20 protein-coding genes are annotated in these 24,326 nt (G+C 64.1%); 6 read left to right on the forward strand and 14 right to left on the reverse strand.

What is annotated here, in order from left to right; translation table 11 throughout:
• Positions 1-62 precede the first annotated feature (62 nt).
• From CEJ45_RS21055 to CEJ45_RS25315, 3 genes are read right to left on the reverse strand one after another with little or no spacing between them, the layout of a single operon-like run.
• Positions 63-950: a metal ABC transporter permease gene (locus CEJ45_RS21055; protein ID WP_088757015.1), complete on the reverse strand. Its 888-nt coding sequence runs from the start codon at positions 948-950 to the stop codon at positions 63-65.
• Positions 947-1,777: a zinc ABC transporter ATP-binding protein AztA gene (gene aztA, locus CEJ45_RS21060; protein ID WP_088757016.1), complete on the reverse strand. Its 831-nt coding sequence runs from the start codon at positions 1,775-1,777 to the stop codon at positions 947-949. The genes CEJ45_RS21055 and aztA overlap by 4 nt, the downstream gene beginning before the upstream one ends.
• Before the next feature lies 1 nt (position 1,778).
• Positions 1,779-1,910 carry a hypothetical protein gene (locus tag CEJ45_RS25315; protein WP_255475328.1) on the reverse strand — a complete coding sequence of 44 codons (132 nt, stop codon included), beginning with the start codon at positions 1,908-1,910 and terminating at the stop codon, positions 1,779-1,781.
• A 289-nt stretch (positions 1,911-2,199) separates the two neighbouring features.
• On the opposite strand from CEJ45_RS25315, the gene CEJ45_RS21065 reads away from it, so the two are divergent.
• The 5 genes from CEJ45_RS21065 (at position 2,200) to CEJ45_RS24665 (ending at position 6,500) form a co-directional block, all read left to right on the forward strand.
• On the forward strand, positions 2,200-2,793 hold the full coding sequence (locus CEJ45_RS21065; RefSeq protein ID WP_088757017.1) for a DUF2796 domain-containing protein: 594 nt from the start codon (positions 2,200-2,202) through the stop codon (positions 2,791-2,793).
• A 122-nt stretch (positions 2,794-2,915) separates the two neighbouring features.
• Positions 2,916-3,650: an ABC transporter ATP-binding protein gene (locus tag CEJ45_RS21070; protein WP_088757018.1), complete on the forward strand. Its 735-nt coding sequence runs from the start codon at positions 2,916-2,918 to the stop codon at positions 3,648-3,650.
• Positions 3,647-4,915 (forward strand): ABC transporter permease, encoded by a 1,269-nt coding sequence (locus tag CEJ45_RS21075; RefSeq protein ID WP_088757019.1) that lies wholly within the window; start codon positions 3,647-3,649, stop codon positions 4,913-4,915. The genes CEJ45_RS21070 and CEJ45_RS21075 overlap by 4 nt, the downstream gene beginning before the upstream one ends.
• Positions 4,916-4,935: 20 nt before the next feature.
• Entirely contained in the window at positions 4,936-5,712 is a 777-nt protein-coding gene (locus tag CEJ45_RS21080; protein ID WP_088757020.1) for a DUF3299 domain-containing protein, read from the forward strand.
• Positions 5,713-6,002: 290 nt separating this feature from the next.
• Entirely contained in the window at positions 6,003-6,500 is a 498-nt protein-coding gene (locus CEJ45_RS24665; RefSeq protein ID WP_141107036.1) for a hypothetical protein, read from the forward strand.
• A gap of 733 nt (positions 6,501-7,233) precedes the next feature.
• Here CEJ45_RS24665 and CEJ45_RS21085 read toward each other — a convergent pair.
• From CEJ45_RS21085 to CEJ45_RS21125, 9 genes are all read right to left on the reverse strand, one after another.
• Positions 7,234-7,902: a DUF2026 family protein gene (locus CEJ45_RS21085; RefSeq protein ID WP_088757021.1), complete on the reverse strand. Its 669-nt coding sequence runs from the start codon at positions 7,900-7,902 to the stop codon at positions 7,234-7,236.
• A gap of 445 nt (positions 7,903-8,347) precedes the next feature.
• The gene (locus tag CEJ45_RS21090; protein ID WP_088757022.1) at positions 8,348-8,659 is read right to left on the reverse strand and encodes a hypothetical protein; all 312 of its coding nucleotides are present in this window, start codon (positions 8,657-8,659) and stop codon (positions 8,348-8,350) included.
• A gap of 435 nt (positions 8,660-9,094) precedes the next feature.
• Positions 9,095-10,294, reverse strand: coding sequence for a M20 aminoacylase family protein (locus CEJ45_RS21095; RefSeq protein ID WP_088757023.1), 1,200 nt, complete (start codon positions 10,292-10,294; stop codon positions 9,095-9,097).
• Complete coding sequence (locus CEJ45_RS21100; protein ID WP_088757024.1) at positions 10,291-11,712, reverse strand: M20 family metallopeptidase; 1,422 nt, start codon at positions 11,710-11,712, stop codon at positions 10,291-10,293. The genes CEJ45_RS21095 and CEJ45_RS21100 overlap by 4 nt, the downstream gene beginning before the upstream one ends.
• Before the next feature lie 39 nt (positions 11,713-11,751).
• Positions 11,752-12,597, reverse strand: coding sequence for an ATP-binding cassette domain-containing protein (locus CEJ45_RS21105; protein WP_088757025.1), 846 nt, complete (start codon positions 12,595-12,597; stop codon positions 11,752-11,754).
• Positions 12,594-13,598: an ABC transporter ATP-binding protein gene (locus CEJ45_RS21110; RefSeq protein ID WP_088757026.1), complete on the reverse strand. Its 1,005-nt coding sequence runs from the start codon at positions 13,596-13,598 to the stop codon at positions 12,594-12,596. Before CEJ45_RS21110 ends, CEJ45_RS21105 begins: the two co-directional genes overlap by 4 nt.
• Positions 13,599-13,624: 26 nt before the next feature.
• Positions 13,625-14,545, reverse strand: coding sequence for an ABC transporter permease (locus CEJ45_RS21115; RefSeq protein ID WP_088757027.1), 921 nt, complete (start codon positions 14,543-14,545; stop codon positions 13,625-13,627).
• Between the two features lie 17 nt (positions 14,546-14,562).
• Complete coding sequence (locus CEJ45_RS21120; RefSeq protein WP_088757028.1) at positions 14,563-15,480, reverse strand: ABC transporter permease; 918 nt, start codon at positions 15,478-15,480, stop codon at positions 14,563-14,565.
• A 71-nt stretch (positions 15,481-15,551) separates the two neighbouring features.
• A complete protein-coding gene (locus CEJ45_RS21125) occupies positions 15,552-17,090 on the reverse strand; it encodes an ABC transporter substrate-binding protein (protein ID WP_088757029.1) in 1,539 nt (512 codons plus the stop codon).
• Between the two features lie 335 nt (positions 17,091-17,425).
• On the opposite strand from CEJ45_RS21125, the gene CEJ45_RS21130 reads away from it, so the two are divergent.
• Complete coding sequence (locus CEJ45_RS21130) at positions 17,426-18,337, forward strand: LysR family transcriptional regulator (RefSeq protein WP_088757030.1); 912 nt, start codon at positions 17,426-17,428, stop codon at positions 18,335-18,337.
• A 73-nt stretch (positions 18,338-18,410) separates the two neighbouring features.
• On the opposite strand, the gene CEJ45_RS21135 is transcribed toward CEJ45_RS21130, so the two are convergent.
• Both CEJ45_RS21135 and CEJ45_RS21140 read right to left on the reverse strand, forming a co-directional pair.
• A complete protein-coding gene (locus tag CEJ45_RS21135; RefSeq protein WP_088757031.1) occupies positions 18,411-22,634 on the reverse strand; it encodes a S8 family serine peptidase in 4,224 nt (1,407 codons plus the stop codon).
• A 331-nt stretch (positions 22,635-22,965) separates the two neighbouring features.
• Complete coding sequence (locus CEJ45_RS21140) at positions 22,966-24,081, reverse strand: autotransporter outer membrane beta-barrel domain-containing protein (RefSeq protein WP_241517396.1); 1,116 nt, start codon at positions 24,079-24,081, stop codon at positions 22,966-22,968.
• Positions 24,082-24,326: the final 245 nt, after the last annotated feature.

Raw genomic sequence — 24,326 nt, forward strand, 5'->3', positions numbered from 1 at the left:
CCGGGGAAAGAGAAGCAGAAGAAAGCGGCAATAAACAGCAATAGACGGGGGAAAGTGAAGCCTCAGGCCTGCAGGTGCGGTCGCCGCAACAGGCGCGGCAGCCAGCCGCGCGGGGCCAACAGCAGCGAGGCGGCATACAGCACCCCCGCGCAGACGATGATGACGGGGCCGGACGGCACCGAGGCGTAATACGAGATCAGCAGCCCCGCATACCCGGCCAGCGCGGCCTGCAACACGCTGTTGCACAACTGTGCCGGCAAGGTGTCGTGCCACAGCCGCGCCGAGACCGCCGGCAGCATCATCAGGCCGACCGCCATCAGCGTGCCCAGGGTCTGGAAGGAGGCCACCAGGTTCATCACCACCAGCATCAGGAACACCTGCTGGTAGATCGCCCCGCCGCTGCGTCCGCCGCCCACGGCCATGTAGGAAGGATCGAAACTCTCCAGCAGCAGTCCGCGATAGAGCGCGGCGATGCCCAGTACGCTGGCGCTGGCCACACCGGCGATGAGCACCAGGCCTTCGCTGTCCACGCCCAGCACGTTGCCGAAGAGGATGTGCAGCAGGTCGAGCTGGGTGCCGTGGCGCGAAATCAGGATCACGCCCAGCGCCAGCGCCACCACGTAGATGGCGGCCAGGCTGGCATCTTCCTTCAGTTCGGTATGGCGGCTGATCCAGCCGGCCACGGCCACCACCAGTACCCCGGCGGCGAATCCGCCGATGGACAGCGCCGGCAGCGACAGGCCGAAGAAGATGAAACCTACGGCCACGCCCGGCAGCACGGCGTGGCTCAAGGCCTCACCGAACAGGCTCATGCGGCGCAGGGTCAAGAGCACGCCCAGCGGGGCACTGCCCAGCGCCAGGGCAAAGGCAGCCACCAGTGCGCGGCGCATGAAGGAAAATTCCAGGAACGGCGCAATCGCCAGGCTCTGCAAGGTCGAGAGTGCGCTCATGCCCGGCCTCCCGGGGTGGCGGCATGGTGCGTGTGGGAATGCCCATGTGAATGTTCATGCTCATGCGCCCGCGACAAGGCCAGCACCTCCGCCTCGCTCACTTCGCACACGCCGGCGTGCTCATCAACTGCCTCGGCCATGGCCCGGGCGCGCTGCAGGTTCTCTTCGCACATGACCTCGGCAGTCTCGCCCCAGGCCACCACGTTGCGCGCCAGCAGCAAGGTCTGCGGGAAGGCGCGGCGCACCTGGTCGTGGTCGTGCAGCACCGCGATCACGGTACGGCGTTCCGCATGCCAGGCCGAGATGATGCGCAACAGGTCGCCGGTGGTGCGGGCGTCGATGGCATTGAAGGGCTCATCGAGCAGGATCACCTCGGCATCCTGCAGCAGGATGCGGGCAAACAGCACGCGCTGGAACTGCCCCACCGAGAGGCTGGAGACCGGACGCCCGGCAAAACCGTCCAGCCCCACGGCCGCCAGTGCCTGCACCGCACGCTGGCGCATGGCGGCGTCGATGCCGCCCCAGTTGCCCTTGGCCTGCCAGTAACCCAGTTGCACGCAGTCGATCACCGTGATGGGGAAGCTGCGGTCAATCTCGGCCTGCTGCGGCAGGTAGGCGATGCGGCGCGCATCCACATGGGTATGCACGCGCCCGTCATTGCAGCGGACCAGCCCCAGCATGGTCTTGAGCAAGGTGCTTTTACCCGCCCCGTTGGGGCCGACGATGGCCGTCAGCGAACCGCGCGCAAAGGCGCCATTGACGTGGTGCAGGGCCGGATGGCGGCGATAGCTGACGGTGAGGTTGTCCAGCGAGATGGCAGCATCCATGTCAGCCCTCCCCCAAGGCCCAGTGCACGCCCAGCCACAACAGCAGGATCACGGGCGCAACGGCCAGCACACGCTGCCACCAGGGGCTGGCGAGCACGCCTTGCTTCAACAGGAATCGAGAGAGAAACGACACGGCAGGCAATCTGAGAAGAAGCAACCCGGACACCGGACAGCGCGGCCAGCCGGGCTGGCAAGAGCGCGCTTGCCCGTTGGCGCAACCAAGTTGCAGAAACAGGAAAAGCAGGCATTATAATGCAACCCTGTTGCAGAATGTAACAACACTGCAAATCTGTCCGCGGTCCGGGGCACAATGCGGCTCTCAGGGCGGATTTTCTGCCCTGGTTTGCAGTCTGTATCCTTGCGTTGCCGGTTTGCCGCCCCCTTGAACTCCCTTTACAACAAGCACAAGAAAGAAGCCGCCCATGTTCCGATTCCGTCCATCGTTGCGCCTGATTCCTCTCGTCCTGCTGTCCGTTGCCAGCCTGCCTGCGCTGGCCGCCGATGAAGGCCATGACCATCATGGCAACCACCCCGCGCACGTGCACGGCGTGGGCAAACTGGACGTGGCCCTGGAAGGCAACACCCTGACCCTGCACCTGGACAGCCCGCTCATCAACCTGGTGGGCTTCGAGCACGCTGCCAGCAGCGGCAAGGACAAGGACACCGTGCGCGCCGCCGTCAAGAACCTGCGCGAAGTCAACCGCATGTTCGCCACCGATGCGGCCGCCCAGTGCAAGCCGGCCGAAGTGCAACTGGAGTCGGCCGTGCTGACACCGGCCCTGCTGGGTGAAAAGACGCCCGCCAGCAGCGCACCGGCGCCAAACGACGGCCATGCCGACCTCGACGGCGATTTCACCCTGGTGTGCGCCAGCCCCGGCGCGCTCAATACGGTGGATGTGAGCGGCCTGTTTGCAGCCTTCCCCGGCTTCCAGCGCATCGACGTACAACTGGCCACGCCCAAGAAGCAAGGCGCGGTGCAACTGGTGCCGGGCAGCGCCCTGATCCCGCTGAACTGATGTTCCGATCCGCCGGGGCCACGCGCCCTGGCGAGGCAAGTCAGGCCAATGACAGGCGCAGGCGCTATGATCGGCCGTGCTGCCCAGCTTCGGCGCCTTCCGCGCTTTTCCTTCATGTTGTCATGACTCTTCCTGAACGCCCCTCCCCGGCCGCCGCCATTGCCATGCGCGAGCTGCGCTTCACCTGGCCCGGCCAGACGCACCCGGCACTGGCCTTGCCGCATTTCCAGGTCGCTGCTGGTGAACATGTTTTCGTCAGCGGCCCCAGCGGCAGCGGCAAGAGCACGCTGCTGGCGGCCATCGGCGGCATCGTCGTGCCGCAGGCCGGCACCGTGGAAGTCCTGGGCCAGCCCCTGCACAGTCTCTCTGCAGCGCGGCGCGACCGCTTCCGGGTGGATCACATCGGTTTCATCTTCCAGCAGTTCAACCTGCTGCCTTATCTTTCCATCCTCGACAACGTGCTGCTGCCGTGCCAGTTCTCGACTTACCGCAGGCAGCGCGCCGGCCAGCAAGGGGGCGATCTCAAGGACATCGCGCAATCCCTGCTGGCGGCGCTGGATCTGGCGCCGGCCTTGTGGACGCGTCCCGTGACCCAGCTCTCCATCGGCCAGCAGCAACGCGTGGCCGCTGCACGCTCGCTGATCGGCCGCCCGGAAATCATCGTCGCCGATGAACCGACCTCGGCCCTGGACAGCGACCGCCAGCAAGCCTTCCTCAACCTGTTGCAGCGCGAATGCGCGCAGAGCGGCGCGGCGCTGGTCTTCGTCAGCCACGACCAGCGCCTGGCCGAGCGTTTCGACCGCCGCATCGCGCTGGAGCAGTTGAACCAGGCTGCCCGCCCCGAGGATGCCGCATGAAGCTGCTCCTGCGCCTGGCCGCGCGCAGCGCCTGGAACCGGCGCTTCACGCTGGGCCTGATGTTGCTGGCCATTGCCCTGTCTACTACCATGCTGCTGGGGATCGAACGGGTGCGCCATGAGGTGCGGGCCGGATTCTCGCAATCGGTCTCCGGCACGGACCTGGTGGTCGGTGCGCGCACCAGTCCGATCCAGCTGATGCTGTACGCCATCTTCCGCATCGGCGGCGCCACCAACAACATGGGCTGGGACAGTGCCCAGGCCCTGGCGCGCAATCCGGCGGTAGCCTGGACCATCCCGATCTCGCTGGGTGATTCGCATCGCGGCTTCCCGGTGCTGGCCACCAATGGCGATTACTTCACCCATTTCCGCTACGGCAGCGGCCAGTCGCTCAAGCTGGCCCAGGGCCAGCCTTTTGCCGGTGTCTTCGATGCCGTGCTGGGGGCCGACGTGGCCGACAAACTGCACTACCACCTTGGTGACGTCATCGTGCTGGCCCACGGCATGGGCGGCATGGGCCTGACCCAGCATGCCGACAAACCCTTCAAGGTAGTCGGCATCCTGGAGCGCACCGGCACTCCGGTGGACCGCACGGTACATATCGGGCTGGACGGCATGCAGGCCATCCACCTGGACTGGGAAGGCGGCGCCCCCTTGCCGGGAGTGCATATCCCCGCCGAATTCGTGAAGAAATTCAACCTGACGCCCACCAGCATTACCGCCGTCCTGGTGGGATTGAAGAGCCGCGCTCGTGTCTTCGCCGTGCAGCGCGCCATTGCCGATGGCGATGGCTTCAAGGAGCCCTTGATGGCCGTGCTGCCGGGCGTAGCGCTGGATCAGCTGTGGGACGTGGTCGGCATCGGCGAGAACGCCTTGCTGGTGGTCTCGGGCATGGTGGTGGTGGTCGGACTGGCCGGGCTGGTGGCGGCCATCCTGGCCAGCCTGGGCGAACGGCGGCGTGAACTGGCCATCCTGCGCTCGGTCGGTGCGCGTCCGCTGGATGTGCTCTGGCTGCTGTGCGTGGAAGGATTGGGCGTGATGCTGTGCGGCGTGCTGGCGGGGCTGTTGCTGCTCAGCGCCCTGGCCTGGGCCTTGGGACCGATGCTGGCCGCGCAGTTCGGCATCGCCTTGCATGCCACGTGGCCAGCCGCAGGGGAATTACAATTGCTGCTCTGGACCGTGCTGGCCGGGCTGGTGGCCAGCCTCTTGCCGGCCTGGCGCGCGTACCGCCTGAGCCTGTCGGACGGCCTGACCCCAAGAATCTGATCTGATTTGGATGCATTGATATGAAGTCTCTTTACTGGATAGGCGGCATCGTCGCCGCCGGCCTGCTGGTAGGCAGCGGCGTTCGCCTGCTGGCCCACGGCGATGCCCAGGCGGCCCCGGCGACTGCCGCTGCGCCTGCTGCGGCCGCCGCTGCCCCCACCGGCGCCCCGCTGGCCGGCGCAGTTCCCGCCGTGACCGCACGCGCTGATGCCGGCAGCACCGTGGCCGGCGTGGCCGCCGCCTCCAACGGCCCCTACAAGGTCGGCGACCAGCTGCAACAAAGCCCCGCCGTCACCGACAAGCCCTACCAGGCCTCGGGCAAGATGGTGAACGGTTTCCAGGAGATCGCCTGGGAATCCCTGATCCCCAAGGACTGGGATCCGATGGCACCCTTCAAGGGACTCAAGCTGGACCAGATGACCGATGACGATCCGCGTGCCGATGCGGCGCTGTGGAAGGCCAAGAAGTACTGGAAGGATGCGCCCGTCGATCCGGCCATGGAAGGCAAGGCGGTACGCCTGCCGGGCTTTGTGGTGTCGCTGGATCGCGAAGGCGAGGCCCTCAAGGAATTCCTGCTGGTCCCCTACTTCGGCGCCTGCATCCATGTGCCGCCGCCCCCTGCCAACCAGATCATTCACGTCAAGAGCGCCAAGGCCGTCAAGAATGTGCGCACCATGGATGCGGTGTGGATCAGCGGCGTGCTCAAGGTGGAACGCTCGGACTCTTCCATGGGCGCATCCAGCTACAGCATGAAGGCAGTCAGCGTTGAACCTTACAGCGCACCGGACAAAGGTTGATTGCACACACCGGACTGCTTATCCCCAATTTCCCCTCCTCCGCTTCCAAGGCCTGCCGCGTGCAGGCCTTATCCACATTTTACGGGGGCAAGCTTGTGGACAAGGCTTTGACAAGCCACCCAAGCCCTTGATTCTTCAGCGTTTTTTTCTCCCGCCTCGGCTGCGCGCATTCGTGGTGCAGGCCGCTGCCGCGCGTCACCCGGCCAGGACTTGTCCCCGTCACCTGGCCGGATATCCACATTTTTTGGGAGCAAGCCTGTGGAGAAGCGCTGGGCAAGTCAGGCAAGGCCTTGATTGCAAAGGACTTTCCTCTACCGAGGCAGCAGGAGGCAAAAAACGGGCAGTCCGCTGCTTCCAACAAGCGTTGCACCACGCGCAACGATATCCACATTTTCTGGGAGCAAGCTTGTGGAGAAGCACTTGACAAGCCACTCAAGCCATTGATTCGAAACAACTTTTCAATATCGCAACAGCGGCTGGCAAACGTCGTCAAAACAGGTGCGACCGAGGCTTTTCAGCTTGCCGCGCGCCCGAAAAGCCGCCTTGCCTGCCGCTTCACGCAGGATATCCACACATTTTGGGAGCAAGCCTGTGGACAAGCTCTTGACAAGACACCCAAGCCATTGATTAAAAAGGAAAAACCCCGCCAGACGCAAACCCGGGCAGTTTTTTGGCGAACCTGGCCATCCGCCGCAAAGCCGCGCCCAGACTGGCCGAGCGGGGTGATATCCACACTTTTTGGGTGCAAGCCTGTGGAAAAGCCTTGGACAAGCCACTCAAGCCCTTGATTATCAAGGGTTTTATGAAAAATGACGCGACATGGGCAGCAGCCTGTCCCTGGCACCGCTTGCATGGATATCCACATTTTTTGGGAGCAAGCCTGTGGAAAAGCGCTGGGTAAGCAGACCAAGTCTTTGATTGCAAAGGGAAATCACTGCCAGGGCAGCAGATGGGCAAGCAGGGGAAAAGACAGGGAAGGTACAGAGCGAAGAAAGCGATGGGCAGGCCCCGGTGACGGAGCCTGCCCTGAAGGGAGGGACGCACCCCGCGCCGCGCACCGGCAAGCTTGCGCCTGACGGGAAGGGAGGACCGCGGCTTCCATCACGTGTGCGACCTGCCGGGTTACGACGCCACTGTCCGGCCTGGGCGTGAAGCATGAAGCGAGGAGAACTGGCTGCCCGGGAAAAAAGGCCTGCGACGCGCTCGCATCGCAGGCAACAACATCTGCACCGAGTCAGAGGAGACAGGCGCAAGTCTAGTGGCAGCGTATGACCGCGCCATGACAGTGCACTGGCATATGAAGGAAAAAGCGGGAGAGGAGGCTGAAGGGGAAAAGTGATACTGAAAATGTCATGAAGCCGTCATAACGGCGCACTATAGTGTGAACCTTAGTGCGGTACATGCAACCGATATGCATGATCGCATGGTGTGTTGGACATCTGTCCAGCACACCCTCCTCTCGGAGGCGTTCGCCTCCATGACATTCCCGGAATAAATTGCTGAAGAAAAACGACGAACGTCTTACCAGACGCCTTCGATGGCCGTGGCCTGCAGCTTGATGCGCGAGACTTCGCCATCGGCGCCTTGCAGGGCCAGGTCGTCCGGCATCGCCTTGGGCGGCTTGCGGAACCATTCCAGGCACAATTGCGACAGGTTGGTCAGCGCCTTCTTGGCCATGAACTGCTGCAGCAGCTCGCGCGTCAGTTCCAGGTTGGAGGCAAGGTAGAAGTCTCCTGGCTTGGCCAGCGCCTGCACATCCGCGCTCATGCGCTGCAGGTCCTTCTGGAACATCTGGCGCGGCACCGGCAAGGGGTGGCCAGCCGAGACCAGCAGCTCCTGGAACAGCGGCGCCATGAAATCGAGCGCATAGCCGTCGCACTGCACCCAGGCGTGGAAGGCATCCTGGTGGCTGGTCACGCTCTGGCCGTCATCCCCCAGCGAACCGAAGGACAGTGCGCCACCGCCATCTTCGCGAATCAGGTAGAACGCCGCACCGGCGACGGGGAAGGCATTGCGCTTGTAGAACTTCTTGAGGATCTGGGCGGCGGTGACGGAAAAGAAGAAACTGGCGGCCGGAATGTCCGCTTCCACGCTGTGCAGCACGGAATGGATGACGCGGAAGATGCGTTGGTAATCGGCCAGGGGAATCAATGGGCGCAGGTTCTGCGCGGAGGAATGTGAGCTTTGCATGGGCGCTATTTTCGCATGGAAAAGAACGGGCAAGCCGCTAGGCCGCTTCACGGGATTGCCGGACTGCACACACCCGTTGCGTGACGCGCTTTGGAACAAAAGCGGCATCACGACTTGCCGTTCCACCCTCAAGACATGTTTGCTGCGCAAAACTCTACTGCTACTGCTACTGCTACTACTTCTACCGCTACTTCAACTGCTGCTACGCACTGCAACTGCAACTACGACTGCAAATCAATTGCAAAACGAAACGACATTGGCTCACTGCTGTACTACGTACTAAGTACTACTGACTGCTCACTGCTACTGCGGATACTTGCTGTTGTTGCAGGCACTACCCCTAATGCCACGCAACGGTACTACCTTTGCTGCTTCACTCCCCCTCACTTCACTTCCCCTCACTTCCCCTACGATCCCTCGCCCCCAGGCACGTCTCCCCTGGTATTCAATCCGGCTTCTTCGGCTCCTGCATGAAGCAGGTGCAATCGACATCGTGATACTGTGCACAGTGCTGCAACGACGGCCGGGTCAGGCCATTGTTGAACAGGGAACGCTCCTGGGCATCCACCGCCACGTAGCGCAAGGCCGAAGCCATGACCTGCTGGTCGCGCTGGCCGACATCCTCCAGCGACACTTCCAGGCTGCCCCACTCCTTGTCGGTCTTGATGAAGAGATACATCAGCACGGTGCAGAAGACCAGGTAACTGATGAACATCAGGGTGATTTCACCCGGTACGGATTCGGTAACGAAATGCATGGCTGGCTCCAAAAGCAAGATACTTGGTCAAGGTCTTGCGTGCCAGTCGTGACCCCGCTGTATGGTCGGGGGTCCGGAGCACAGACCGTGTTTCATTGGTTCCCATGGTAGTGGCCCGACGTGATCGCGAACATCGGGGAATTCCTGACCCGGCAACGTCACTTGCCAGCTCGACAGCAGCCTGGGCTCGGGCTTTGCGGCGCATCAAGCTCTGCCATGCGCCGTGAAAGTTACGTGAATTTCAAGCCCGCATGCTGCAGGGAAACAGCCGAAAAAAAACCCGCCAGGCTTGCGCGTGGCGGGTTCAGGCTCGAATTGTCCAAGTCCAAGGACGTCTGAGGAGACGCCCTCAATGTACCGGGCCATGCACCTGCTGAAAACGAAGCATTCGTCATGCGCTTATGCTCGTGGCGCATAAGCCGCACGCTGCCGCTCTCAGCCGGCCTTGACGGGCAGCCAGCGCTCCACCAGCCGGGTCCAGAAGGCGGCGCCCACGGGGATGTTGGCATCATTGAAATCGTAGCCCGCGTTGTGCAGCATCGGCTGGCCCTGCCCGTTGCCTACGCGCAAGAAGCAGCCGGGACGCTGTTGCAGGAAGTAGGCAAAATCCTCGCTGCCGGCGATGGGACCGAAGGGCGCGATCACCTTCTCCGCCCCCACCAGTTCTTCGGCCACGCTGCGGGCGAATTCGGTCTCTGCGTCGCTGTTGACCAGCACCGGATAGCCGCGCAGGTACTCGATATCGGCCCGCGCACCGTAGCTCTCGGCATGCAGCGCCACCAGCGCGCGGATGCGTTCTTCCAGCAATGCGCGCACCTCGGGCTTGAAGGAGCGCACGCTCAGCTCCAGCGTGGCAAATTCCGGAATCACGTTGGACGCCTTGCCCGCATGCAGGCTGCCGACGGTGACTACCGCCGTTTCCATCGGATCGACATTGCGCGAGACCACCGTCTGCAAGGCCATCACCAGGCTGGCCGCGGCCACCACCGGATCGACCGACAGGTGCGGACGCGCTGCATGGCTGCCGCGCCCGGTGAGGCGGATCTTGACGGTATCGCAGGCCGCCATGAAGGGGCCGCTGCGGAACATGAAGGTGCCCGCTTCCACGCCCGGATGATTGTGGATGCCGAAGACGGCATCGCAGGGAAAGCGTTCGAACAGCCCATCGGCCAGCATCTTCTGCGCGCCGCTGTCGAAGCCGGCTTCTTCGGCCGGCTGGAAAATCAGGTGCAGCGTGCCATCGAAGCGGCGCGTGCGCGCCAGGTGCTTGGCCGCGCCCAGCAGCATGGCGGTGTGGCCATCATGGCCGCAGGCGTGCATGGCGCCGGGCTTGACGCTGGCCCACTCCAGGCCGGTTTCTTCGTGGATGGGCAAGGCATCCATGTCGGCGCGCAGGCCGATGCTGCGAGTGCTGCTACCCGACTTGAGGGTGGCGACCAGGCCATTGCCGCCGATGTGGCGGGTGACGGCATAGCCCCACTCCTGCAGGCGCGAGGCCACCAGGGCGGCGGTATCGACCTCCTCGAAGGACAGTTCGGGATGCTGGTGCAGGTGGCGGCGGATGCCGGTGATTTCGTCATGGATATCGTGCAGGTCGGCGACCTCGCACAGGGCGTGTTCGTGGCGGTGATTCATTGATTCTCCGTGGGGGATGGGCGTCGCGCCAGCACATCGCGGCCCTGCTCGGCCAGGTCCCAGAACAGGCCCGCCATCAGCTGCAGCGACTCGCGCGACACGCTGGCCAGTATATGCTCGTTGGGCGCATGCTGTGAGCAGGCCGGATAGGAGTGCGGCACCCACAGCGTGGGCAGGCCCAGGGTCTCGGAGAAGACATCGTTGGGCAGCGAGCCACCCAGGTTGGGCAGCAAGGTCGGTGTCTTGCCGGTACTCTCCTGCAGCGATGCCAGGCCCCAGCGCACCCATTCGTCATCCGGATCGAGCCGGGTTGCGGAGAACTGCACACCCGACAGCGTCACCTGCACATCGTCGTATCCATGTTCGTCCAGATGGGCGCGGATGTGTTCGATGAAATGCGCGTCATCGCTGCCCACCACGAAGCGGATCTGGCAATGCGCGGTGGCACGTCCGGGAATGGCATTGACGGGCGCTTCCGGATTGCCGGTCTTGAAGGCCAGCACTTCCAGCGTATTCCAGCCGAAGACGCGCTCGGCCGGTGTGAGGTCGGGCTCGCCCCAATCCGCATCGATCTCGGGATCGGTAGGGCCGCCACCCAGCTTGACGTTGGCCAGGGCCTTGCGCACGCTGTTGGGCAGGCTCTCCGGCAGCAGCGCCGGCACGCGGATGGCACCGCGTTCATCGACCAGGCAGGCGATCGCATTGGCCAGGCGCACGCCGGGATTGCGCAGCAGGCCGCCCCAGTTGCCGGAGTGATGGCCGCCGTCGCGCAGGTGGCAGGTCAGATCAAAATTGCAGCCGCCGCGCGAGCCCAGGAACATGGTTGGCGTGGGGGCATTCACGCGCGGGCCGTCGGAGGCGATGAAGAGATCGGCCTTCAGGCGCTGGGCATACTGGCGGCAGACTTCGTTCAAGCCGGGTGAACCGGTTTCTTCGCCCATTTCCAGGATCAGCTTGACGTTGTAGCCGAGCTTGCCGCCGCGCACCTTCATGACTTCTTCCAGCGCGGCCAGGTTGATGGTGTGCTGGGCCTTGTTGTCGGCGATGCCGCGTCCGTACCAGCGTTCGCCCTCGACCACGATCTCCCACGGCGAGAGGCCGGCGCGCCATTGGTTGTCATAGCCGCGCACCACGTCGCCATGACCGTAGGTGAGCAAGGTGAAGGCGGCCCCCTCTTCGATGCGCTCGGCGATCAGGAAAGGGCTGCCGCCCGGCAGCGGGTTGTCGATCACTTCGCAGTCAAAGCCCAGCGAGACCAGGTAGGGCGTGATCTCCTGGTGCAAGTAGTCGTAGAGGATGGGCAGGCTGGCCGCTTCCTGGCTTTCGGTACGGATGGCCACGCGGCGCTTCAGGGTTTCCATGAAACGGCCGTCGTCGAAGTAAGCCTGTACGCCGGCGATGGCTTGTGCTCTGCTCATGCTGCTGCTCCTTGGTCTTTTTCAGTTTGGTTCATGTGGTCAGGCGGCTGCCGCCAGCGCCGGAATGCCCAGGCCCGGATCGGGCGTCAGCGCCGAGGCCAGCAGCATGCGGGTATACGGATGCTGGGGATCGCTGAAGAGTTGTTCACGCGAGGCCAATTCCACGATGCTGCCCTTGTTCATCACGGCCACCCGGTCCACCAGGTGCTCCACCACGCCCAGGTCGTGGCTGATGAAGAGATAGGTCAGCCCGAACTCGGCCTTCAGGTCCAGCAGCAGGTTGAGGATCTGCGCCTGCACCGACACATCCAGGGCCGAGGTCGGTTCATCGCAGATGAGGATGTCGGGCCGCAGGATCAGTGCCCGGGCAATCGCCACCCGCTGGCGCTGGCCGCCGGAGAGCTGGTTGGGATACTGCGTGTGGGTGCGTTCCGGCATGCCCACCAGATCGAGGATCTGGCGCACCTGGCGAGTGCGCTCGGCAGCGTTGCCGATGCCATGCAGCTTCAGCGGCAGGCCGACGATCTCGCCGACGGTCTTGCGCGGATTGAGCGAGGAATACGGATCCTGGAAGATCGGCTGGATGTGCCGTGCATGCGCACGGCGCTCGGTCGGATCGACCTCCTGGCCGTTGATGAGCACGTTGCCCGAGGTCGGTGCCAGCAGGCCCAGCAGCATCTTGGCCAGGGTACTCTTGCCGCAGCCGGACTCGCCGACCAGCCCCAGGGTCTCGCCGCGATACAGACGCAGCGACACGTCATCGACCGCCTTGAGTTGACCCGGTGCCTGGAACAGTCCGCGCTTGAGCGGATACACCTTCGACAAGGCGCACAGCTCGAGCGCAATGTCGTCCAGCGGTGGCCGTGGTGTCAAGGACGTGTTCATGCTGCCACCTCCATCGCCGCCAACGGCACATCGAGCTTGAAACAGCGCGCCTCATGCGGCAAGCCCGGACTGCCCTGCTGCACCATGGGCGGATCCTGCTCACAAGCACTGTCGGCCAGGGTGCAGCGATTGCGGAAGGCGCAGCCGCTGACCTGCCCCACCAGGCTGGGTACCACGCCCGGAATGGCTTGCAGCCGGCTGCCCGGCAAGGTCTTGCCGCGCACGGGGATGCAATTGAGCAAACCACGTGTATAGGGATGGCGCGGCTGCGCGAAGAGTTGCGCCACGCCGCTGGTCTCCACCACCTGCCCCGCATACATCACGGCCACGCGATCGGCGATGCGCGAGACCACGCCCAGGTCATGGGTGATGAAGATGACGGCCGTGCCGAACTCCTGCTGCAGTTCGCGGATCATGCGCAGGATCTGCGCCTGGATGGTCACGTCCAGCGCGGTGGTGGGTTCGTCGGCGATGATCAGGTCCGGGCTGCACATGAGCGACATGGCGATCATCACGCGCTGGCGCAGGCCGCCGGAGAGCTGGTGCGGATACTGGCGCAGGCGGTCTTCGGCGTTGCTGATGCCGGTCCGGTGCAGCAGGTAGAGCGCACGTTCGCGCGCCTCGCCGCGCGTCACGCCCGGCTGCTGCAGCATCGCCTCGCAGAGCTGGTTGCCCAGCGTATAGGCGGGGTTCAGCGACGTCATCGGCTCCTGGAAAATCATCGACATGCGCTTGCCGCGCAGCTGCATGCGCTGCCGTTCGCTCATGGTGTTGAGATCGGCGCCATCGAAGAGGATGTGGTCGGCACTGCATTGCGCCTTGCGCGGCAGCAGGCCCATCAGGGCCAGCGAGGTCATGGACTTGCCGCAGCCGGACTCGCCGACCAGGCACAGCATCTCTCCCTTGCGCACCTGGAAATCGATGCCGCGCACGGCGTGCAGCATGCCGTTTTCGGTGGGCAGGTCCACCTTCAGGTTCTTCACGTCCAGCAATATGCTCATGGTGTGCTCCTTGCGTGAACCCTAAGTTAGTTGCGGCCGTCGGGCGCGTTGACATCGCGCAGGCCATCGCCGACCAGGTTGATCGCCAGCACCAGCAGCGCTAGCGCCACACCCGGGATGACGATCACCCAGGGCTTGAAGAACATGTAGGTCTTGCCCTCGGCCACCATCAGTCCCCACGACGGCGTGGGCGGCTGCACGCCCAGCCCGAGGAAGGACAGCGTGGCCTCCAGCAGGATGGCATGGGCCATTTCGAGGGTGGCCACCACGATCAGCGCCCCCATGATGTTGGGAAGGATCTCGCGCAGCAGGATGTAGGGAGTCGATGCCCCGATGGCCTTGGCGGCCGCGATGAATTCGGCATCGCGCAACTGCTGCGTGGCAGAGCGCGTGACCACCGCAAAGCGGTCCCACAGCAACAGCCCCAGCAGCACGATCACCACGTTCAGCGAGCCACCGACCAGCGAGGCCATCGCCAGCGCCACCAGCACCACCGGCATGGCCAGCCGCGTAGTGATGAGATAGCTGATGACGGCATCGGTGCGCCCGCCGAAATAACCGGCCAGCACGCCCAGCGTGGTGCCGATCAGGCCCGAGATGAGCGCGGCGGCAATACCGATGGTCAGCGAGACGCGCGCACCGAAGATCAGGCGCGAGAGATAGTCACGGCCCAGCTTGTCGGTACCGAGGATATGCTCCCAGCTGCCCTGGGCCTGCCACACTGGCGGGATCAGGCGGGCCGTGACGTCCTGCTCGAAGGGATCATGCGGTGCCAGCAGCGGTGCGAAGATCGCCGCCAGCACGATGATGGCCAGGAACAGTGCGCCCAGCACCAGGCCGCGATGGCCCAGCAGGCGGCGCAGCTTGCGGCGCCATGCCGGCAGCGGTGGCAAGGCCGCACTCAGCATGGCGGGGGGAGGCAAAGTGGATGATGAGGTTGCGCTCATGTCGTCTCCAGACAAGATCAGCGGGTACGGATGCGCGGGTCCAGCAGCGCATTGATGACATCGGCCAGGAAGGTCAGGCCGATGTAGAACATGGCGATGATGAGCACCACGGCTTGCACCACCGGATAGTCGTTGCGCGAGATGGCATCCCAGGCGAGCTGGCCCAGGCCCTGCATCGAGTACACGGACTCGATGACCACCGAACCACCCAGCATGAATCCCAGCTCAACTGCCGCCAGCGCCACCACCGGGATGACCGCATTGCGCAGGGCGTGCTTGAACACCACCCGCGATTTGGAAAGCCCCTTGGCGCGCGCCGTGCGGATGTAGTCCGAACCCAGCACCTCCAGCATGCCCGAGCGGGTCAGCCGCATCATGGCCGGCATGGCGTAGTAGCCCAGGGCCACGGCGGGCAGGATGAAATGCTGCCAGCTCTCGTTGCCGGCCACCGGCAGCCAGTGCAGGGTGACCGCAAAGATGAGGATCAGCGTCAAGCCGAACCAGAAGCTGGGCATGGCCTGCCCGACCACGGCAATGAGCAGCGCCGTGCGATCCAGCCAGGTATCCCGGTAGAGCGCCGCCAGCACGCCTAACGGAATGGCGGTCAGGATCGCCAGCAGCAAGGCGCTGCCGCCCAGTTTGAAGGTGATCGGCAGGCGTTCGGAAATCATTTCCATCACCGGCCCCTGGAAGTAGAAGGACTTGCCGAAGTCGAGCTGCACGGCGCGGCCCAGCCAGTCCACGTATTGCGTGGTCAGCGGACGGTCCAGGCCGAACTGGCTACGCACCGATTCGACCTGGGCCGCCGTGGCTTCCGGGCCGGCGATGGAGACCGCCAGGTCACCGGAGAGATGCAGCAAGGTGAAGCTGACGACGGACACCGTCAGCGCCACGCACAAGGCGATGGCGAGGCGGCGCAGGAGGTAGATCAACATGGCGATCCTTCCTTGCAAGGGCTGGGCGGATGACGTCAGGAGCGGCGCACGCAGGATGTGCGCCGCCGGTTTTATTTCCAGGAAGCTTCGTAGAAGCGCGGCAACTCGTCCGGATATCCCTGGAACTTCAGCTGCGCATTGAAGGCATAGAAGGTCGAATAGGAGAACATCGGTGCCACGTAAGCCTGCTTGGAAATGAGTTCCTGCGCCTTGGTGTAATTGGCCTTGCGCACCGCCGGGTCGATGGAGGTATCGGCGGTCTGCAGGAACTGCTGCAATTGCGGATCCTTGGTGATGTCATCGGCACCGCCCTTGAAGTAGACGCCGGCAAAGGCCGAGGTATCGTTCATCGAGAAGGAGCCCCATGAATAAAAGCTCATGGGTGTCTTGCCACCGCGGTATTCGGTCTGCAGGGCCGCGAACTTCATGTAATGCAGCCGTGCGCGGATGCCGACCTTGCGCAGGTCGCCGATGATGGCTTCGGCGATTTCACGTTCGCGGTAAGCGTAGATGTCGGTATCGAAACCGTTCGGATAACCGGCCGCTGCCAGCAGCTCCTTGGCCTTGGCCGGGTTGTAGTCAAACTTGATGGCGGCATTGCTGTCGCAGCCGAACTGCGTGCGAAAGCAGGCGGTATAGACCGGCTGGCTGCCGCCGCGCATGAGGTTCTCGGCATAGCCCTTGCGGTTGATGGCGTAATTGACCGCCTGGCGCACGCGCACATCCTTGAAGGGAGAGTTGGGTGCGGAGGTACCGGTGGTGTCCAGGGTGATGAAGCCCACGCGCATGGTCTCGCCGCTCTGCACGGTCAGCTTGGGATTGGTCTTGAGCGAATCGGCCTGGTCGGGCGGCACGCGCCAGATCCAGTCGATGGCCCCGGTCATCAGTTGCGCGGCGCGCGTTTCCGGATCGGGAATCACCACGAACTTGATGTTGCCGATGGAGGGCTGGCCCTGCGGGCTGTCCTTGAAGTAGTTGCCGTTCTTGACCAGGGTTACGCCCTGTCCCGGGGTCACGCTGGTGACCTTGTAGGGACCGGTGCCGATGGGGGCCTTGGAAAAGCCTTCCAGCCCGACCTTCTTGAAGTAGGCCGCCGGGTAGATCGGCAGCGGGCCGGCCAGGTATTCGACGGCTGCCGGGAACGGCCCCTTCAGGTTGATGCGCACCTGGTAGTCGCCCAGCTTGTCGACGCTCTTGATCCAGTCGGTAGTCTGGCGCGTGACCGCCTTGGATTCCGGCGAGACGGCATAGTTGAAGGTAAACACCACATCGTCGGCGCTGAACTTGTCGCCGTTCTGGAATTGCACGCCTTGGCGCAGATCGAGCACCAGCGCGGTGGGCGACTCCCATTTCCAGGCGGTGGCCAGTTGTGGCTTGTATTCGTTGGTCTTGGGATCGCGATAGATCAGCGTGTCCCAGATCAGGTGCGCCAGGATCACGCCTTCGCGCAGGTTGTTGTGGTACTGGCTGATGTTCTCGACTTCGCTGTCGGAAGCGTAGATGAGGGTATCGTTGGCCTTGCCGGCATGGGCTGCCATCGCGCTCATGGCCCCCGCCACGAGTACCGCGCAACGCGACCAGCGCATGAGGGATTTCGGTAGTGCGTTCATTCCTGCCCCTTCGTTTGAATAAGACAAATGAGAAAAAACCGCGACGTCGAAGGCGATACTAGGCTAGGATTTATCGATGCCACAATCATCAAATTTCTAAGCCTGCATTGCCGAATACAGAACGCATAAATGCTGCACCACAATGAGACCACCCTGGCAAAAGCCGCATCGCTGCTGGGCTGCGGGGCGTGGAGCAGGTGCAGCATCGCAGTGCGCGCACAGCCCGCGCGCATTGCACCAAAGCCGTGAAGCACGCACCAAATAAAGCGGGAAATTATTTGCACCGACCGGGTAACGTGCCGGTCAGCCTTGGTCAGGATTGAAGGAGTTACCGGATGAAATCTCAGCAACTGCAAGACACCGCGCTGCGCTACTTTCTCGAAGTGGTGCGCTGCGGTTCCATCAGCGAGGCCTCGCAGCGTCTCAACGTGGCCAGCTCGGCCATCAGCCGCCAGATCAGCAGCCTGGAAGAGACGCTCGATACCGTCCTCTTTGAACGCCGTCCACGCGGCATGGTGCTCTCGGCAGGTGGCGAGATGCTGGCCGCGCATGCGCGCAAGATGGCGCTGGAAGCCGACCGCGTGGTGGCCGACCTGCAAGCCTTGAAAGGCTTGCGCAGCGGGCGGGTGCGGCTGTCGGCCTCGGAAGGTTTTGCGATCGATTTCCTGCCGCGCCTGATCAACGCGTTCCAGAAAAAATATCCGGGCTTCGTGTTCCAGCTCTTCGTGGGCGCGCCGGCGGTGGTGTCACGCCAGGTCCGCGAAGGCAATGCCGATATAGGCCTGACCTTCGCGCGCCTGCCCGAGCCGGAGATCAAGGTCGTGCACCGCCAGCCCGGCCCGATTGCGCTGGTGATGCGCAATGATCATCCGCTGGCGCGTTTTCGCCATGTGTCGCTGGGCCAGCTCAAACCCTATCCCCTGGCCCTGCCCGACCCGACCACCACGCTGCGGCAATTGTTCGACATCGCCTGCAGCCGCCAGCAGATGGTGATCGAACCGGTGATGACCAGCAATTACATCCAGTCGCTGCACAACTACGTCCTCGACAACGACGCGCTTTCCATCACCGGCGACGTCACCGTGCGCTACCGCATCGAGCGCGGTGAACTGACCATGCGACCGATCCGCGATTGCCCCAGCGATGGCCGCTTCGTCGAAGTACAGACCCTGGCCGGACGGACCTTGCCGCGCAGTGTCGAGATCTTCCTGGATTACCTCGTGGCGGAATTGAGCAAGGACCTGTAAACGCCACGCGGCCGCTGCAGGAGCGGCCGCGTGGTCTCTGCCTTTCAGTTTTTTCAGCGTGTCAGCGCATCGCTCAGAAGCGCCAGCTGGCCTTGATCGCCGCCGACTGGTTGATGAAACCGCTGCGGCCTTCGGCATCGAAGCGCAGGGAGATATCGGCCGCTTCCACCAGCTTGAAGCGGTAACTCACACCGGCCTTCAACAACCAGGGCGAACGTGCGGGTCCGGGCGTGGTGAAGGACTGGCCGGGCGCACCGGCATAGGTGGCCACGAGCTCATCGCGATCGTTGATGACGTCATAGCTGGCACCCACGTAGGTACTGAGCTGCGACGATGCCGTCAGCGCATAGTTCAGGCGCGCCGCCGTGCCGAGCAACAACGCCTGGCTGCGCTTTCCCTGCACCGACAGGTCCAGGTCCCCTGCCCCGCGCTCGGCGTAGGACGGGCTTTGCAGGCGGGTGTAATCGAGCTGCAGGGCCGGTACCAGGCTCATTGCTTCACTCAGGGGCAGCGTGACCGATATGTTCGTGCCGACATGCGCATTCCAGCTCTGGTAGCGGCTGCTGGCGATGCGATTGAGGCCGCCGAATTGCATCTGGCGATCGAGGCGGTTGCCATTGCGGCCCAGGTCGGCTTGCCATCCCAGCGACAGCTCACCCAGCGGCAGGCTGCCGTAGAGGGCCAGCATGTTGGATTCGATGCGGCTGCGGCTGCCGGTGCCGGTGATGGCGGTGTTGCCGCTGGCATTGGTATTGGCATAGGCGTAGGACAGGCCGACCCGTGCGCTGTCGAACTCCATCTCGGCACCGGTGGCCAGGCCCGAGGTGCTGGCGCTGAAGCCGGACTCGCCGCCCCTGTCGCCCTGGTTGGTGCGGGATTCGAAAGGCATGATCCACACTTGGCGGTCCCTGCCTGCCTCGCCTGAGGACAAGCCACTGCCGGCCACGGCGGCGCCCATGTTGCCGGTCTCGGTGCGGGTGGCGATGACGCGATTGACGGAAGCCATGGTGCCGCGAATGGCACTGGCGCTGACGTCCCTGGGCAGGGTCTGGCTGACGGCACGCAGCAGGCTTTCGGGATCGGGCATGCGACCCAGTGCGGTGACCACCTGGACCATGTCCGCCGTGGAGGGTTGCCGGATCTGGCGATCCAGCACCGGCGCTACCCGCGCAGCGGCCGTGGCGGCGGCGATGAGCGTTGCCGAGGGGCGCACTGTGGGGGCGGCGGCCGGAGCAGCTTTGACTGCGGCAGGGGTTGCGGGGGTTGCGGATACTGCAGCGGCCGCAGCTGCGGGGGCAACGGGTGCCGGCGTGGCGACCGCCGGTACAGTCGCCGCCGCCGGGGCCGTTGCCTGTACAGTTGGCACGGGCAGAGTAGACGCCTGTGGGCTCGACGCCTGTACGCCTGGTGCCGGTGGAGTGGATGCCTGCGTTCCCGTTACCTGTACAGTTGGCGCAGGTGTCGTGGATGCCTGTGTGTTGGTTGCCGGTACGGCGGGCGCAGGCGTACTGGATGCCTGCGTATTCGTTGCCGGAGCGGCGGGCGTAGGTGTACTGGATACCTGCGTGTTCGTTGCCGGTACGGCGGGCGTGGGTGTACTGGATACCTGCGTGTTCGTTGCCGGTACGGCGGGCGCAGGTGTACTGGATACCTGAGTGTTCGTTGCCGGTACGGCGGGTGCAGGTGTACTGGATGCCTGTGTGTTCGTTGCCGGTACGGCGGGCGCAGGTGTGGTGGATGCCTGCGTGTTCGTTGCCGGTACGGTTGGCTCAGGTACCGTGGATACTTGCGTGTTGGTGGCCTGTACGGTTGGCACCGGCGTAGGGGACACCGGCGTGGAAGAGGCCGGCGGTGCAGCCGCGTCGGGCGTCAGCGTTGCCTGGGCGACTTGCCCGATGCTGGTCACGTCAACGATATTGAGGTCCACGGCAGTGGCCGAGACCAAGGGCTTGAAGTCGAACAGCAGCGAATTGTCGGTGACATTCAGGCGCGGTGCCGTGAGGCTGCCGGCCGTGACCACGCCCGCCAGCGTCTGGCCCGCTCCCAGGGTGGCGGTCTTGTAGACATCCACGGCCAGGCCCGCGTCCGGCGCAAAGCTGGCCGCCCCGGTGACGGCCAGCTTGCCGTATTGGGTGGCACTGGCCACACCCACCGTCAGGGTCTGGTCCGCCGCCAGGCTGAAGGCCGGCACGCTCAATGTGCCGGCGGTGATGGTGGTGTTGCCGCTGTAGCTGAGCGGACCGAGCACGCGCAAGCTTCCCTCCCCCTGCTTGACCAGGCTGCCGCGGGTGCTGCCATCGGCAATGCCACTGCCGAGCGTGAAGTTGAACGCCTGCGTATCGATGCTGCCCACGCCGCTGATGCTCACTGCATTGTTCACGGAGAGATTGTCGGCGGCAGCACGCAGGCGGGTGCCGTCGAGCATGACCAGCGCGCCGGAGCCCAGGGCGGTGGAAGACGCCACGCCCAGGGTGCCGCCCTCCAGGCGGGTGCCCCCGGAGTAGCTGTTGTTGCCGGAAAGTGTCAGGCTGCCGTCGCCGCTCTTGACCAGGCTGCCGATGTAGTCGGCATCGGTCTTTTTCTGGACGGCAGCAAGATAGGCCGTCTGGCCGTTGTAATTGCCCAGCGCCAGGGTGGCCGCCACGGTATCGGCGTCGACCTTCTGCAGGTAGGCCAGGAGCTGGTCCCGGCTCAGCAAGGCGCCACTGCCGGACTGCTTCAGAATGGCGGCCGCCAGTGCATTGGCAGCCACTGCCTTGTCGGCATTCTGGAAAGCGGTGTTGTCCGTCTTTTTCTTGCTGGCCTGGTAGACGGCGTTGAGCTGGGCACGCGTCTGCACCAGCGCCAGGGCGGCATCGTAGCCGCTGTCGACCTGGGCCGTGAGTTTGGCCATGGCGCTGTCGACGGCGGCCTGCAAGCTGGCGGGGGACAGCGCCTGCCATGCGGCCAATTGCGCCTTGTCGTCACTCTTGCGCTGGATCAGCGCAGCTTCGGAGATGTCGTTGCTCCAGCTATCGCTGCTGCCAGCGGCAACATTAGCGTTGAAGACGCCCAGCAATTGCCCAGGACCGTTCAAGGCCTTGTTCAAGTCCGGCACGCCCCAGCCAAACATGGCGTTGGGTACGTCCACCGCGCCACTGCCCAGGTGCTTGGCGGTGGTCAGCAGGATGGTACGGATGGCCTGGTTGTCGAGGGTGGGATAGCGTTCCATCAGCAGACCCAAGGCACCGGTCACGTGCGGGGCGGCCATGGAGGTGCCGGAGGCGTTGACCAGATCGGTGTCGGACGTGATGTTCAGGCTGGTGATGGCCGAACCGGGCGCGGAGACGCACCAGTACCTGGCCAGGCCGCACTGGTTCGAGAAGCTGGGCAGCACCGAACTGGCATTGATGGCGGCCACCGCGATCCAGTTCTGTTCCAGCTCCAGCCGGAAGTAGGGCAACGCCGAGCGGATATTGACGTTGGCCTTGCCGGTATTGCCGGCTGCCCAGACCATCAGCGTGTTGGATTCTTTGGCCACATCGGCGGCGGCATCCAGCCAGGTTTTCTTGCTGCCACCTTGCAGGCGATCGTAGGCTGCGGCCACGCCACCGATGCTGCCGAAGTCATCGCGCGAATCCGGACTGCCCCAGCTGCTGTTGATGGCCCGCACGCCCGCGCTGGCGAGGTTGCCATAGGCGGCCTTGAAGTAGTTGTAGTCCATGTTCACGCCATAGACCGAACTGTCGGTGCCGTTGGTATTGGTGATGTAGTAGTCGCTGGCGAAGGCCACCCCCATGATGCCCGTGCCATTCCTGGCCGCCGCGATGGAGCCGGAGACGTGGCTGCCGTGCTTGTCGTTGAGCGAACTCAGTGCGCCGGTGGTGCTGAAAGACTCTCCCGCCTTCCAGCCTTGTCTTCCATCCTGGAATTGTGATCCGTCGTTGGCGTAGGTGCCGGTGACGGCCAGGGCTTTGACGTTGCGGGTAACGAACTCGGCATGGGTCAGCAAGAGCCCGGAATCGACCGCGCCCAGCTTGATGCCCAGGCCGGTGAAACCGGCGGCGTAGGCGTACTGGGCATTCATGGCACCCAGTCCCCAATCGGTCTGGAATTCCTTGTTGCCCGTCCAGCTGGCCAGGGCGGCCGCAGAGTCGGCGGTGGTACTGCCATCGTAGTTCACGAAGCTCTGGGCGGCGGCGTGCAGGCTCAGGGCCGGGCCCAGGGTCAGCAGTACAGCGGCACATAGACGGTGCTGGCGCAGGCCGGCAGGCGGCATGGGGCAGGCGGATTTGCCCTGCTTCTTCTTGTGTTTCATCTTCCCTTCCTCGGTCGATCTTTTGGAATTGGCCGGGTCATCGGGAAGGCAAACCCCGTCCCCCGTCCTTCTTGTCGTCGCCCCTGGGTGCCGGTTCAGGCCGGCTTTTGTAGGGGCGCATTGTCGGGGGAGGAGACCTTTCTGTGCATTGTCTTTTGGTGCTGTTCAGGCCGGAGGGAGGTGAAGCTTCGTGCGTCGGATGAAAGGACGACAGGAAGAAGAACAAGCCGCTGCTCGACCTGCAGGCGGCCGTGGACGGGGTGTTCGCCAATGCAACGCGGCCGCTGCAGGAGCGGCCGCGTTCCAGCTTTTCAGCTTTTCAGTACATCGATCAGAAACGCCAGCTGGCCTTCACGGCGGCCGAATGGTTGATGAAGCCACTCCTGCCTTCGGCGTCCAGGCGCAGGGAGACGTCGGTCGCACCCGGCAGCTTGAAGCGATAGCTCACGCCGGCCTTCAGCAACCATGGCGAGTGGGCGGGCCCGGCCGTGGTGAAGGACTGGCCAGGTGCCCCCGCATAGGTGGCCACCAGGTCATCGCGGCCGTTGATGAGATCGTAGCTGGCACCGAGGTAGGTGCTGATCTGCGACGTCGTCGAGAGCGCGTAGTTCAGCCGTGCGCCGGTACCGAGCAACAGGTCCTCGCTGCGTTTGCCCTGCACGGACAGGTTCAGGTCTCCTGCCCCGCTCTCCACGTAGGACGGGCTTTGCAGGCGGGTGTAGTCGAGCTGCAAGGCCGGTACCAGGTGCATTGCTTCATTCAAGGGCAGCGAGAACGAAAGCGTTGCACCCAGATGCGCATCCCAGGCCTGGTAGTTGCTGCGGGCGGTACGGTTGATGCCTCCGAAGCGCATCTCGCGCGAGAGGCGGTTGCCGTTGCGGCCGACATCAGCCTGCCAGGCCAGCGACAGGTCGCCCACCGGAACCTTGCCGTACAAGGCCACTACATTGGACTCGATGCGGCTGCGGCTACCGGCCCCGGTGAGGGTGGTGTTGCCCTTGGCACTGGTGCTGGCGTAGGCGTACGACAGGCCGATACGTCCGTGCTCCAGTTCCATTTCGGCACCGGTCGCCATACCCCAGGTGCTGGCACTGAAGCCTGATTCGCCATTGCGGTCGGCCTGGTTGCTGCGCGATTCGAAGGGCATGAGCCAGACCTGGCGATCACGCCTGGCCTCGCCCGAGGACAAGCCGCTGCCCACACCCGCGCCGACGTTGCCGGCATCGTTACGGGTGGCAATGACGCGATTGACCGAAGCCATGCTGCCACGGATGGCACCGTCGCCGACGTTGCTGGGCAAGGTCTGGCTGGCGGCGCGTTGCACGGCGGTCGCGTCGGGCAGGCGAACCAGCGCAGCAGCAACTTCAGCCATGTCGCGGCTGGAGGGGTTCAGGACCTGCTGGCCGAGCACCGGGGTGACGGGGGCTGCGGCAGCGGCGGCGATCATGGTGGGTGATGGAAGGATGACGGGAACGGGTACCGCAGGTACAACAGCTGAGGCTGCCGGTGCAGTTTTTGCTGATGTCGTGGTCGTTGTTCCTGCTGCTGGTGTGGTTGGGGCTGTTGCAGCGTGCGGATTCGCAGCAGCAGGAATAGCCGCAGGCGGCGTCCTCGTCGACGGATTAGTCGCCGGCGGATTCGTCACCGGTGGATTAATCGCTGGTGGATTAGTCGCAGGTGGATTAGTCGCAG

The sequence above is a fragment of the Herbaspirillum aquaticum genome, from assembly GCF_002213425.1.
Taxonomy (GTDB): domain Bacteria; phylum Pseudomonadota; class Gammaproteobacteria; order Burkholderiales; family Burkholderiaceae_D; genus Herbaspirillum; species Herbaspirillum aquaticum.